This is a genomic window from Evansella cellulosilytica DSM 2522 (genome assembly GCF_000177235.2).
Taxonomy (GTDB): Bacteria; Bacillota; Bacilli; order Bacillales; family Salisediminibacteriaceae; genus Evansella; species Evansella cellulosilytica.
In genome coordinates this window covers 1,580,048-1,594,064 of record NC_014829.1, presented here as the reverse complement: position 1 = coordinate 1,594,064, position 14,017 = coordinate 1,580,048, and the positions used below count along the sequence as shown (strand labels likewise).

The window sequence follows — 14,017 nt, the reverse complement described above, 5'->3', positions numbered from 1 at the left end:
CTTCTCGCTAATACGCGTGGCTCATTTCCACCGCCAATATTTTTTCAACTTTTTCTAGGAATAAGTTGTCCCATAAATTGTAGAAAGTACTGGCACTGAAAAAGTGAAAGAACACCACTTTTTCAGTGCCCTCTGCTCTTCTCGCTACTACGCGTGGCTCATTTCCACCGCCAATATTTTTTCAACTTTTTCTAGGAATAAGTTGTCCCATAAATGTAGAAAGTACTGACACTGAAAAAGTGAAAGAACACCACTTTTTCAGTGCCCTCTGCTATTAACGTATTTTCGACATAAAGTGAGCCTCAAAAGGTAAAAAATCAACCTTTTGAGGCTCACTCCTTTTTATTAAGCAAAAGCGTTTGTTAAAACCGGCACAACTTGCTTTTTACGAGAAACAACGCCTTTTAATACGGCAGTATTGTTTTGTAACGTGACATCGAATGCCTTTTCCACAGCAGTAGCTTTCTCACCAATTGCTAAACATACAGAGTCGTTATTTAATATGTCAGTGATAACTAATAAAAATAAATCTAATCCTTTTTCATTAACAACTGCAGTTATTTCTTGTTCTAATTCAGCTTTATTCACTAACACTTCATCAACATCTACGGCATTTACTTGTGCTATTTCCACTTTACTAGAACCCATCGTAAATTCTTTAGCATCTAAAGAAATTAAATCCTTACTTGTTTTGTCACTTAAGTCTGCACCAGCCTTTAACATTTCTAGGCCATATACTTCACTATTAACACCTGCAATTTCAGCTAATTCTTTTGCAGCTGTAATATCTTCATCAGTACATGTTGGAGATTTAAATAATAAAGAATCTGAAATAATCGCAGATAACATTAACCCTGCAATATGCTTCTCTATTGTAACTCCATTCTCTTTATATAGTTTATTTAATATCGTTGCTGTACACCCTACAGGCTCAGCGCGGTAATAGAGAGGATCACTCGTTTCAAAGTTGGAAATTCTGTGATGATCAATTACTTCAAGCACTTGAACTTTATCAATATCATCTGCACTTTGCTGACGCTCATTGTGATCAACTAAAATAACACTACTCACTTCATTTGAAACAGTTTCCACGAAACGCGGCGCATCGACTTTAAAGTAATCTAGCGCAAATTGTGTTTCCCCACTCACTTGACCTAAACAAATTGCTTCTGTTTCCATACCTAATTTGTTTTTTAAATGTGAATAAGCAATTGCCGAACAAATCGTATCTGTGTCAGGATTTTTATGACCGAAAACGAATACTTTTGCCATTGTAAAAACTCCTTTATTATGTATTTATCGTAATTCTTATTAAACAATATGTAACAGCACTTATTATAAACAACAAAACTAAACGTTTCCACTAAAAGAAATAATAAATCTGTTTTTACACTAGAAAAAATTAGCAGCTTATAAATTGTTAATACCGAAACAATTAACTTTCGCATATTCATTCTAAATTTGAGACAAATTAAAAGAAGATAGTAGTCTATAAGTGAATTAGAGGGACTTTTGATGGACAATTTATCAGCACAAAAAAAAGCACGGTACTATCGAGCAACGGTATCTTCCTATATTACAAACCTTATTCAACTCAATAATCCATGGGTTGCTGCATGGTGGTCAGCAGCTTTCCCTGGTATGGGTCACCTCATGTTAGGGGCATACATTAAAGGATTTACCCTTTTCATATGGGAATTTATTATTAACGTTAATGCAAAAATAAATTTATCTATGGTTTATTCATTTACTGGTGAATTTGATAAAGCGAAGGAAGTGCTAGATACCGACTGGATACTACTATACATACCCGTCTATATTGCCTCAATATGGGACGGCTACCGAAAAAGTGTGGATATTAATAAGATATACGTATTAGCGATCAAAGAAAAAGCGCCAGTTGTTCCTTTTACATTAGGTTCTCTAGGTTTAAACTTTCTAGATAAACGACCACCATGGTTAGCACTCATTTGGTCCATGCTGATGCCTGGAATGGGTCATCTATATTTAAAGAGAGTACCTGCTGGTTTTTTTCTTTTATTATGCTGGATTGTATGTACTTATTTTTCTAACCTACTCCCGGCACTCCATTTAACGCTATTTGGTAAGTTTTCTATTGCAAAAGAAGCGATAAATGCACAATGGGCTTTGTTTATGCCTTCATTATATGTTTTTGCTGTTTACGAATCGTATAAGCTTGCAGTCGAATACAACAAGCTTTATAAACAGGAGCAAGCGGAGTATCTTCAAAAGGAATATCAAGATCTTTCTATATCGATTAAAAAAATTAATGAGGTATAAATACATGCTAGTCATATCATCGTTCGAGCAATCGAAAAATTTAGAAATTGCAATTGCTCAAATAGAACATTATGGCATCACAAAAAATCAAATATTAGCGGTTCCATTTGACAAAAGAAGAGAGGATAGAAAGCTTTTCGATACGCTGCATCGTTCAGACGGTGTAAGTCTCTTCGATTTGGCAGCTGCCCTTGGTACCGTTTTTGCAGTTCTTGGGGCATCCTATGGATTCCTATTTAAGTGGGGTCCAATCATTTGGGGTTTAATAGGATTAGCCAGCGGGGCCACACTTGGCTTTTTGATTGATTACTTTTATACAAAAAAGAAAACAAAAGAAAGAGAAAAAAAGCCTCATGCATTAACAGAGGTCGTTCTCATAGTCGAATGTGAGGAAGGCGAAGGAAAAAAAATAGAAACGATTCTGTGGGATAACCTCGCTCTCGGTGTCTCAATTGTTAATAACAATACGGAACGCGAAACGTCAATAAAATAGATGAGACTGTCCCAAATGCTAAAAGTTGACTTAAAAAAGATAAAAATCAAGGACACTGAAAAAGTTGCTCTGTACTTTTTCAGTGTCCTCTAAAATTCGACCTTTTCAGTCAACTAGCTGCTATACGTAACGCTTATTTATTTTTCTTCCATCGTAAGTGTACACAATTTTGCGTTCTGTCATTACTGTCTCCATATGAACGGGCCTTCCCCACAACTGATAAATATACGGTAACGTCTTTTCTAAATATTGTGTATCTAGCTCAATACCTTCATATTCATGACTCAAATAGAGCTCTCCATTTTTCAAATGATCGCCATCTTTAACGACGATATACGGAAAGCCACCATTTACTCTGCTACTGATAAGCTGATCTCGAACGTTTTCCCACTCTTTATCTACAACCTTGTATTCCCGTCCCTTTTTCTGAAATAAATACATATCTTCTCTCATGACTAAGTCTTTCGTTAAATAGTTTCTAATAAAAGAAATATCAGATTCAATTTCTCTTACTTCAAAAATCTTCTCTCGCCCACTCCCTTTTTCAACCCCTTGTTGGAAGATCATATCTTCCGTCGGGTCATTGTACCTTTCCTCAATATCTTCAAAGATTTTCAACCCTAGATAGTATGGGTTAATTTGTGTTTTTGATGGTTGTACGACACCAGCATTTAGCTTTGCAAATTCGATCGCTTCATCGGAAGTTAAATCCATTTCTCGAATGATCCTTTGATGCCAGTAAGATGCCCAGCCTTCATTCATAATTTTAGTTTCTAGCTGTGGCCAAAAGTAAAGCATTTCTTCTCTCATCATTGTTAAAATATCTCGTTGCCAATCCTCAAGCTCTCTACTATATTCTTCAATAAATAATAATATATCCTTTTCTGGCTGCGGTGGAATTTGTTTTTTCTTCGTTTTTTTAGACCTCTGTTCTTGTTCTCGGTTATTACTTTCATCTAGTGACCATAAATCATCAAATGGTGTTTCGGTTACATTATCGTTTTCATCCTCTTCCTGCCACACATCCTCCATTGACCAAGCTAACTTTGGTCTCACTAAACTAGGATCTATATGTTCTTGTATCGCTAAAACTGCATCTAGAAATTGCTCAACCTCTTGCCTACCATGAACCAATTCGTAATGTGCAATCCTTTCAGCAGTCGCTGTCATGCTTTCAACCATGTCTCTCCTCGTATTAGAGAATCGAACATTATTCTTAAAGAAATCACAATGAGCTAAAACGTGAGCGATGATTAGCTTGTTCTGAATCATCGAATTTGTATCTAATAGGAATGCATAGCACGGATTTGAGTTAATGACTAATTCATATATTTTACTTAACCCTAAATCATACTGTAGCTTCATTTTATGAAACTGCTTTCCAAAGCTCCAATGAGAAAAACGTGTTGGCATTCCATATGCACCAAAAGTATAAATAATGTCTGCGGGACATATTTCATATCTCATTGGATAGAAATCTAAACCGAACCCTTCAGCAATTTCGGTTATCTCTTCAATAGCCTTCACTAATTCATTTGAGTGATTGTTCATCCCTTCGCCTCCCAAACGTATGGTTAACACAGTTTATGTTTGGATAAAGGAGTTCATGAACTGAAAACAACATATTAGTCATCATACATCTTTATTTACAAGTAAAAATTGATTAGTATTTTTTTACAAATAATAGATGACATAAATCATCTTATAGCCTTACAGCCCGTAGACATCACGCCATTTTGTAAGCGCTTTAAAAAAATTTACAATAGCCCTTTTTTTGTATAGTAGATTCCTTACACTTCAACGTTGTAAACGGTTACAACATGTCTAAATTATCATAAATGTCAGAAAATTTGTCATTCACCTGTTGACCTATCAATTATTTGATTGTATGATTGGCGACAACAAACTAATTATTAGAAACTTCGAACAATTAGTTATTTTGCACAAATGACTATCATATTCGAAATATTTTATACAATTTTAAAGTAACGATTATTTAAAGGAAGGAGTGGTAACACGTATGAGCAGTCAATGGATTTTTTCGAACGGTAAATTTGTAACGAAGCAAGAAGCCGTCATTTCTGTTTACGATCATGGGTTTCTATATGGTGACGGGGTGTTCGAAGGTATTAGAGTATATGACGGTAACATTTTTAAACTGACAGAACATCTCAAGCGTTTATATGAATCAGCACAGTCCATTATGCTAGAAATTCCATACAGTAAGGAGGATTTTCAGCAAATTATTGTTGACACGGTGCGAAAAAATCAATTAGAGAGCGGTTATATCCGTGTTGTCGTATCACGTGGTCCTGGAAATCTTGGACTCGATCCAAGTCGTTGCTCAGCCCCTCACGTCATTGTCATCGCAGAAGAGTTAGCACTCTTTCCGAAAGAACTATATGAACTCGGATTAACTGTAGCATCTGTTGCTAGTAGAAGAAATAGGCCTGATGTTTTGAGTCCTCAAATCAAATCATTGAACTATTTAAATAATATATTAGTTAAATTAGAAGCAAATCAAGCTGGTGCTCATGAAGCACTAATGCTAAATGACCAAGGTTATGTTACAGAAGGGTCGGCAGATAACATTTTTATCGTAAAAAACAATACAATTATTACTCCGCCAGTTTATTTAGGAGCACTAGAAGGTATTACAAGAAACGCAATTATAGATTTAGCAAAAGAATGTGGATATGAAATGAAAGAGACCCCATTTACTAGGCATGACGTCTATGTTGCAGATGAAGTATTTTTAACTGGAACAGCTGCAGAAGTGATAGCCGTTGTAGAAGTAGACAAAAGAATGATAAGTGATGGAAAGCCAGGTAAAGTAACAAATCATTTACTATCAGAATTCAGAAAAGTTGTTACAACTGACGGGATACAATGCTATCCATCATCAAAGAATAGAGCAGAAGTTAGTTAGGAGGCCTACCATGCGTAGCGATATGATCAAAAAAGGAATAGACCGCGCACCACATCGAAGTCTATTACACGCAACAGGAGTTAAAACAAGAGATTTAGATAAGCCATTTATAGGAGTATGTAACTCTTATATTGATATCATACCAGGACATATGCACCTTAATCGCTTCGCAGAGGTTGTGAAAAAAGCTATAAGGGAAGCTGGTGGTATTCCATTCGAGTTTAATACTATTGGTGTAGATGATGGTATTGCGATGGGACATATTGGAATGCGTTACTCACTACCAAGTAGAGAAATCATCGCCGATAGCGCTGAAACTGTTATAAACGCACATTGGTTTGACGGTGTTTTCTACATTCCGAACTGTGATAAAATTACTCCTGGAATGCTGATGGCTGCTGCAAGAACAAACGTACCTTCTGTCTTTGTTTCAGGTGGACCGATGGAAGCGGGCGTCTCGTCTACAGGTCAAAACCTCTCCTTAGTATCAGTATTTGAAGGGGTTGGTGCCTATCACCAAGGATCTATGTCAGAACAAGAACTCACTGAATTAGAGCAGCTAGCTTGTCCAACCTGTGGATCGTGCTCTGGAATGTTTACTGCGAATTCAATGAACTCTTTAATGGAGATGCTTGGTCTTACAGTTCCTGGAAATGGTACGATGGTCGCTACATCTGATGAAAGACAAAACTTGATTTATGAAGCGGCAAACCATTTAATGGATTTAGTAAAAAAGGATGTAAAACCGAGGGATATTATAACTAAGAAAACTATTGATAACGCGTTTGCTCTAGATATGGCTATGGGTGGTTCAACAAATACTGTATTACACACGTTGGCAATCGCTCATGAAGCGGGTATTGATTATGACTTGCATGAAATTAATAAAATTGCTGAGAAGGTACCTTATTTATCAAAAATTAGTCCTGCTTCCGATTATTCAATGCATGATGTTCACCTTGCAGGTGGTGTAAGCGCAATTATCAACGAACTGTGTAAAATAGACGGACTTATTCATAAAGACCAAATTACTATTTCAGGAAAAACGATCTCTGAAAATGTAAAGGATGCTAAAATTCTTAATGACAAGGTCATTAGAACGAAAGATAATCCTTATAGTCCTGTAGGAGGATTATCGATATTACACGGTAATTTAGCTCCTGACGGCGGTGTTATTAAAGTGGGTGCTGTCGATCCATCTATAAAAAAATTCTTAGGTGAAGCAATCGTATTTGAATCTCAAGACGATGCTCTAGCCGGAATTAATAATGGAACTGTACAATCAGGTCATGTCGTCGTCATTCGATACGAAGGTCCTAAAGGTGGTCCAGGTATGCCTGAGATGCTTGCCCCCACTGCTGCTATCGCTGGACGTGGTTTAGATAAAGAGGTTGCATTAATAACAGATGGTAGATTCTCTGGAGCAAGTCGTGGTATCTCGATTGGACACATATCTCCAGAGGCTGCTGAAGGTGGACCTATAGCTTTCGTACAGAATGGTGATCCCATTATAATTGATTTATCATCACGATCTATTGAGCTACAAATTGATGATGACGTACTAGAAGAAAGAAAGAAAAGTTGGAAAAAACCAGAACCGAAAATTAAATCAGGTTATTTAGCAAAATATTCAAAGCTTGTGACATCTGCCAATACTGGTGGCGTAATGAAAATATAATGTCATTTGACAAATCTAAATAGTAAAAGCGTTGACGGGAATAAAGGAATAATACAATCGTATTCACAGAGAGCCGGGGTTGCTGGAAGCCCGGAAATACGACTTATTCTGACATCCTCCCTGAGTGCTAAGTTGAACGGGAAACCCATTAGGCTTAGTCAGGTGATCATTTTGACCACCTGTTATCAAATGAAGCTATAATACTTAGCTTCACAAGACAGTATTCGTAAGGATACTGTAAATCCGGGTGGTACCGTGAAAAGCTAAAGGTCTTTTCTCCCCGATAATGCGTATATTCATGCGTTTTATGGGAAGAAATAGGCCTTTTTATATTTATTATTGAATACATGACGAGTATTCCATTGTTGCAGGCATATAAAAGAACGTTAATTGTTAAAAAACAATTATAGGAGGGATTTTAAGGTGAAGGTAGATGCTAATCAAGCAGTTAAAGCTGCTAGTACTAAGCCTAAGACAGGAGCGGATCTTCTTGTAGAAACGCTGATTAATGAAAAAGTAGACACAATTTTTGGTTATCCAGGTGGTGCAGTCTTACCTATTTACGATGCTCTTTATAGAGCACAAGAAAATGATGCTTCTTTTGAACACATATTAACAAGACATGAACAAGGAGCTATCCATGCTGCAGAAGGCTATGCGCGTGTGTCTGGAAAACCAGGTGTAGTTATTGCTACATCTGGTCCAGGAGCAACTAATTTAATTACTGGCATAGCTGATGCCATGATGGACTCACTACCTCTCGTTGTATTTACAGGGCAAGTAGCTCGTGGTGTTATCGGAACAGATGCATTCCAAGAAGCCGATGTTATGGGGATTACAACACCAATTACAAAACAAAATTATCAAATACAATCCGTCAGTGACTTACCGAGAATAGTAAAGGAAGCCTTTCATATTGCTACTACAGGAAGACCAGGACCAGTTGTAGTCGATATTCCAAAGGATATTTCAGCTAATCCTTGCGAGGATACTTACAGTACAGATTTTCACTTACCTGGGTATCAACCAACAATTAAACCAAATCCTTTACAAATCAAGAAACTAGCAGACGCACTTGCAGTTTCAAAAAAACCTATTATCCTTGCAGGCGCTGGTATTCTATTCGCCAGAGCAAATGATGAATTAATCGCTTTTGCAGAAAAGCATCAATTACCAGTTACGACAACATTACTTGGATTAGGAAGCTTTCCTGGAAACCATGAATTAGCCTTAGGAATGGCTGGAATGCATGGCACATATACAGCAAACATGGCTTTATATGACTGTGATTTACTCATTAATATTGGCGCACGATTTGATGATCGCCTAACAGGAAATTTACAAAAATTTGCTCCGAATGCGACAGTAGCACATATTGATATTGACCCTGCTGAAATTGGAAAAAACGTCTCCACTCATATTCCAATTGTCTCTGACGCAAAAGCAGCATTATCTCAGCTATTATCTCAAAGTGCTGAATCACCAGACCATAGTAGCTGGATGCAACAATTAAGTGAGCAAAAGCAGGAATTTCCATTATGGTATAACAACCCTAAGCAGGAAATGGTTCCACAATGGTTAATCAAGGCGTTGCACAAAGTAACAAATGGTGAAGCCATTATCACGACAGATGTTGGCCAACATCAAATGTGGGCAGCCCAATACTATACGTTTAATAAACCAAACCGCTGGGTTACTTCAGGAGGATTAGGTACAATGGGCTTTGGTTTTCCTGCAGCTATTGGAGCACAGTTAGCTGAGCCAGACTCTACTGTCGTAGCTGTTGTAGGTGATGGTGGCTTCCAAATGACACTACAAGAGCTTTCCGTTTTACAAGAAAGAAACTTACCAGTCAAAGTAATGATTGTTAATAACGGTGCATTAGGAATGGTAAGACAATGGCAAGAAGCATTTTATGAGAAACGATATTCAGAATCGTTAATCGGCGTTCAACCAGACTTTGTTAAGCTTGCAGAGAGCTATCAAATTCGCGGTATAAAAATTGAAACCCAAGAAGACCTTATCAGCCTTCTTCCAGAGGTATTTAGTTACGACGGCCCTGTAGTTTTAGATTGTCGAGTATTACAGCAAGAAAATGTGTATCCGATGATCGCTCCAGGTAAAGGGTTAAACGAAATGATAGGAGTGAAGCCATCATGAAGCGGATAATTACTGCTGTTGTACAAAATCGCAGCGGAGTACTAAACCGGATAACTGGGTTAATGCAAAAAAGACAATTCAATATTGATAGCATTTCAGTTGGTAGAACTGAAGCAGAAGGCATATCAAAAATGACATTAGTCGTTGATGTTGAAGACAATCAAAAGCTTGAACAGCTAACGAAGCAGCTTAACAAACAAATAGATGTAATTAAAGTATCAGATATAACGGATAAGGCGGTTGTGGCTCGTGAGCTGGCACTTATAAAAGTAGTAAGTAGCGGACAGCTCCGTAGTGAAATTCAAGGAGTAATTGAACCTTTCCGTGCATCGATTATTGATGTGAGTAGAGAAAGTCTCGCGATTCAAGTAACTGGTAAGCCAGAAAAGATTGAGGCTCTTATTGACCTTTTACGTCCATATGGCATTAAGGAAATATCACGAACTGGAGTTACTGCTTTTCTACGTGGTCAACAGCCACAAGTTACTGAGCTTACTAGCTATTCATTATTAAAATAAGTTTTGACCTTCATGTTTCTCAAAAACTATTTTCAAGTCACTTCATCTTGGAAATGTTTTTATAAAAGCGGTATTGAACACCGCTCCTAATCCAAAAAAAAAAAAATTGAATGTAATGAAAGGATGTTAAAACAATGACAAAAGTACTTTACCACAACGATATTCAAGAGGACGTATTAAAATCTAAAAAGATTGCTATTATTGGATATGGATCCCAAGGGCATGCCCATGCTCTTAACCTAAAAGAGAGTGGTTTCGATGTAGTTGTTGGATTAAGACCAGGAAAGTCTTGGGATAAAGCGGTTGAAGACGGTGTAGACGTACAAACAGTGGCAAATGCAGCAGCACAAGCCGATGTGGTCATGGTGCTTTTACCAGATGAAAGTCAGCCTACAATTTATGAAGAAAGCATTAAACCAAATTTAAAGCCAGGGAACGCATTAGCTTTTGCACACGGATTTAACGTTCATTTTAATCAAATCGTCCCTCCTGCTGATGTAGATGTATTTCTAGTAGCTCCAAAGGGACCTGGACACCTTGTACGCCGTACATTTGAAGAAGGCGCTGGCGTACCTGCATTATACGGAATTTATCAAGATGTTACAGGAGAAGCTACTAATCTAGCATTAGCCTACGCAAAAGGTGTAGGGGCAGGTAGAGCAGGTATTCTCGAAACATCATTCCAAGAGGAAACAGAGACAGATTTATTTGGAGAGCAAGCTGTGCTTTGCGGTGGATTAACAAGTCTAGTAAAAGCAGGATTTGAAACATTAACAGAAGCAGGCTATCAACCAGAAGTAGCTTACTTTGAATGTTTACATGAATTAAAGCTAATTGTAGACCTTATGTATGAAGGTGGCCTTGAAGGGATGCGTTACTCCATCTCCGACACAGCACAATGGGGAGACTTCGTTTCAGGACCTAGAGTTGTTAACGAAGATACAAAGGCAAGAATGAAAGAAGTTCTCCATGACATTCAAACTGGTGTTTTTGCTAAAGGATGGATCTTAGAAAACCAGGCTAACCGTCCTCAATTCAATGCAACGAACGCAAAAGAAAATACGCACCAAATTGAAGAGGTAGGCCGAAAGCTCCGTGAGTTAATGCCATTTGTAAAAAAACAGGTAAACTCAAAAAAGGAAGTGGTCACTAATGTCCAAAATTAACATCTTTGATACGACTCTTCGTGACGGAGAGCAATCGCCTGGTGTTAACTTAAATCAATTAGAAAAATTAGAGATTGCTAAGCAACTAGAACGGTTTGGTGTAGATATCATGGAGGCTGGATTTCCAGCTTCCTCCCAAGGGGATTTCGAAGGTGTAAGAGCAATCGCTAACACGATTAAGAATGCTTCTGTAACTGGTTTGGCTCGAGCAAAGAAAAGCGATATCGATTATGCTTGGGATGCGCTTAAAGAGGCCGTAGAGCCTAGATTACACATTTTCTTAGCTACCTCCCCCATTCATATGACATATAAATTAAAGAAAACGCCAGAGCAAGTGATTCAAACTGCAGTAGATATGGTCAGTTATGCAAGTAAAAATTTCCCTCATGTAGAATGGTCTGCAGAGGATGCATCACGATCGGATATACATTTTCTAGTCAAGATCATTGAAAAAGTAATAGATGCTGGTGCAACAGTGATTAACTTACCAGATACGGTCGGATATACGACACCACAAGAATATGGTGACCTTTTTAAATATGTAAGAGAGAACGTTCGTAATATAGATAAAGTTACCCTCTCCGCCCATTGTCATGATGACTTAGGTATGGCAGTTGCTAATACGATTGCGGCGGTAGAAAATGGTGCTACACAGGTTGAAGGAACGATTAACGGGATTGGAGAGCGTGCTGGGAATGCATCATTAGAAGAAATTGCAGTAGCACTCAATATTCGAAGTGATAAATATCCGTACACGACAAACCTTGTATTAAATGAAATAAAGCGGACGAGTGACCTCGTAAGTAAATTAACAGGCATGGTCGTTCCACCTAATAAAGCGGTAGTTGGTAGAAACGCCTTTGCACATGAATCAGGCATCCATCAGGATGGCGTCCTAAAAAATGCATCAACGTATGAAATTATTACCCCTGAATTAGTTGGGATTCAATCTAACAACCTTGTATTAGGCAAACATTCTGGGCGCCATGCATTTAAGGATAAAATTGAACAATTAGGTTATGAGCTAGCAGAAGATAAACTATTAGAAGCATTCCAATCCTTTAAGCTTCTAACTGACCGAAAGAAGGAAGTTACAGATGATGATCTGTTTACCATATTGACTGATATCCAAACAGATACATCTGATGTGAAAAAATACGAACTAGAAGCATTTCAAGTACAATATGGCTCTTCTAACCTCCCTACAGCTACGGTTGCTTTAACAACGCCTGAAGGTGAAAGAGTAGAAACAGCCTGTACTGGTTCAGGGAGCGTGGAAGCACTCTACAACACACTAGAAGCGTTAATTAAGGAAAAAATACACTTAACTGACTTTAACTTAAGCTCTGTCGGCCAAGGACGTGACGCATTAGCAGACGTTCATATAAAAATGACAGTAAATGATACGCCAGTAAGTGGTCGAGGTACTGCGCAGGATGTTTTAGAAGCTTCAGCAAAAGCTTTCTTAAACGCAGTGAATCGTGTCTTCTTTAATCAGAACGGTATAAAAAAAGAAACTGCAAAAATATGAAAGAACTAGACACCTCCCTCCTTCCCTTTATTCGTAACGATAAAACTTACGAATAAAGGGAAACTAGTATTTTAAAATGTTGGGTGGTCTACAATAATTCACACAAGTAACGGAGGTTCGTTTATGAAAAAACATGTAGTATTACTCCCTGGTGATGGAATTGGTGCTGAAGTGATTCAATCCTCTCAAAAAGTATTGGATGTTATCGCTAAAGAGTTTAACCACACCTTCACATACGCAACTCACGATATAGGTGGAACTGCTATTGATAATCATGGTACTCCGCTACCAGAAAATACATTAGAAGCTTGTAAAAATGCTGATGCGGTATTGTTAGGTGCTGTTGGGGGACCTAAATGGGATAACAATCCCTCTCATTTAAGACCAGAAAAAGGCCTACTCGCTATAAGAAAAGAATTAGGACTTTTTGCAAATTTACGTCCAGTAAAAGGCTTTGAAAAACTTCTTCATGCATCTCCTTTAAAAGAGGAAGTTGTCAATGGTAGCGATCTACTAATCGTGAGGGAACTCACAGGTGGTCTTTATTTTGGTACTCCTAGTGAACGAAGAGATAATGGTAATGCCGTCGTAGATACGTTAGCTTATACGCGTTCAGAAATTGAAAGAATAGTAGATAAAGCTTTCCAATGTGCACAACTGCGTAGAAAACATTTAACATCTGTTGATAAAGCAAACGTTCTCGAGTCTAGTAAACTATGGAGAGAAATTGTAGAAGAGAAAAAATCAGAGTACCCTGACGTTGCCGTTGAACATGTACTAGTCGATGCTGCAGCTATGAAATTAATTACGAATCCAACTCACTTTGATGTCGTTGTAACCGAAAACTTATTTGGAGACATTTTAAGTGACGAAGCTTCTGTTTTAACTGGCTCCCTTGGGATGCTCCCTTCTGCTAGTTTAAGAGAAGATAGCTTTGGACTTTACGAACCCGTTCATGGTTCAGCACCCGATATAGCAGGTCAAGGTCTAGCAAACCCACTTGCAATGATTTTATCAACAGCACTCATGTTAAAGCATTCCTTCCACTTAGAGGATGAAGCAAACTTAATTGAATCTGCAGTTGAACAAGTACTAAGTGACGGCTACTATACAGCTGATTTAAATATTGCTGGAGCAGGAAAAAAAGTTGGTACTGAGGAAATGACTCAGTTAATCGTCGACTTAGTAACTGAACAAGCAAAGACAAAAAAAGAAGTAGAGCTTTAAACAAAAATATTTGA

11 protein-coding genes are annotated in these 14,017 nt (G+C 37.8%); 9 read left to right on the top strand and 2 right to left on the bottom strand.

The window, feature by feature from the left end:
* Positions 1-345 precede the first annotated feature (345 nt).
* Positions 346-1,272, bottom strand: coding sequence for a manganese-dependent inorganic pyrophosphatase (locus BCELL_RS07100; RefSeq protein ID WP_013488003.1), 927 nt, complete (start codon positions 1,270-1,272; stop codon positions 346-348).
* 243 nt (positions 1,273-1,515) lie between these two features.
* On the opposite strand from BCELL_RS07100, the gene BCELL_RS07095 reads away from it, so the two are divergent.
* The gene (locus tag BCELL_RS07095; RefSeq protein WP_041808160.1) at positions 1,516-2,301 is read left to right on the top strand and encodes a hypothetical protein; all 786 of its coding nucleotides are present in this window, start codon (positions 1,516-1,518) and stop codon (positions 2,299-2,301) included.
* 4 nt (positions 2,302-2,305) lie between these two features.
* Positions 2,306-2,794, top strand: a complete 489-nt coding sequence (locus tag BCELL_RS07090; protein WP_041808159.1) for a hypothetical protein — start codon at positions 2,306-2,308, stop codon at positions 2,792-2,794.
* A gap of 120 nt (positions 2,795-2,914) precedes the next feature.
* Here the strand turns inward: BCELL_RS07090 and BCELL_RS07085 are convergent, their stop codons facing one another.
* Positions 2,915-4,345, bottom strand: a complete 1,431-nt coding sequence (locus BCELL_RS07085) for a SpoVR family protein (RefSeq protein ID WP_013488002.1) — start codon at positions 4,343-4,345, stop codon at positions 2,915-2,917.
* A 469-nt stretch (positions 4,346-4,814) separates the two neighbouring features.
* On the opposite strand from BCELL_RS07085, the gene ilvE reads away from it, so the two are divergent.
* The 7 genes from ilvE to leuB all read left to right on the top strand — a co-directional run bounded on the left by ilvE (position 4,815) and on the right by leuB (position 14,003).
* Positions 4,815-5,723: a branched-chain-amino-acid transaminase gene (ilvE, locus tag BCELL_RS07080; RefSeq protein WP_013488001.1), complete on the top strand. Its 909-nt coding sequence runs from the start codon at positions 4,815-4,817 to the stop codon at positions 5,721-5,723.
* A gap of 10 nt (positions 5,724-5,733) precedes the next feature.
* Positions 5,734-7,401 (top strand): dihydroxy-acid dehydratase, encoded by a 1,668-nt coding sequence (ilvD, locus tag BCELL_RS07075; protein ID WP_013488000.1) that lies wholly within the window; start codon positions 5,734-5,736, stop codon positions 7,399-7,401.
* 423 nt (positions 7,402-7,824) lie between these two features.
* A complete protein-coding gene (ilvB, locus tag BCELL_RS07070; RefSeq protein WP_013487999.1) occupies positions 7,825-9,561 on the top strand; it encodes an acetolactate synthase large subunit in 1,737 nt (578 codons plus the stop codon).
* Positions 9,558-10,079: an acetolactate synthase small subunit gene (gene ilvN, locus BCELL_RS07065; protein WP_013487998.1), complete on the top strand. Its 522-nt coding sequence runs from the start codon at positions 9,558-9,560 to the stop codon at positions 10,077-10,079. The genes ilvB and ilvN overlap by 4 nt, the downstream gene beginning before the upstream one ends.
* A gap of 134 nt (positions 10,080-10,213) precedes the next feature.
* Complete coding sequence (gene ilvC, locus BCELL_RS07060; RefSeq protein WP_013487997.1) at positions 10,214-11,245, top strand: ketol-acid reductoisomerase; 1,032 nt, start codon at positions 10,214-10,216, stop codon at positions 11,243-11,245.
* Positions 11,232-12,776: a 2-isopropylmalate synthase gene (locus tag BCELL_RS07055; RefSeq protein WP_013487996.1), complete on the top strand. Its 1,545-nt coding sequence runs from the start codon at positions 11,232-11,234 to the stop codon at positions 12,774-12,776. The genes ilvC and BCELL_RS07055 overlap by 14 nt, the downstream gene beginning before the upstream one ends.
* Before the next feature lie 123 nt (positions 12,777-12,899).
* Complete coding sequence (leuB, locus tag BCELL_RS07050) at positions 12,900-14,003, top strand: 3-isopropylmalate dehydrogenase (RefSeq protein WP_013487995.1); 1,104 nt, start codon at positions 12,900-12,902, stop codon at positions 14,001-14,003.
* Positions 14,004-14,017: the final 14 nt, after the last annotated feature.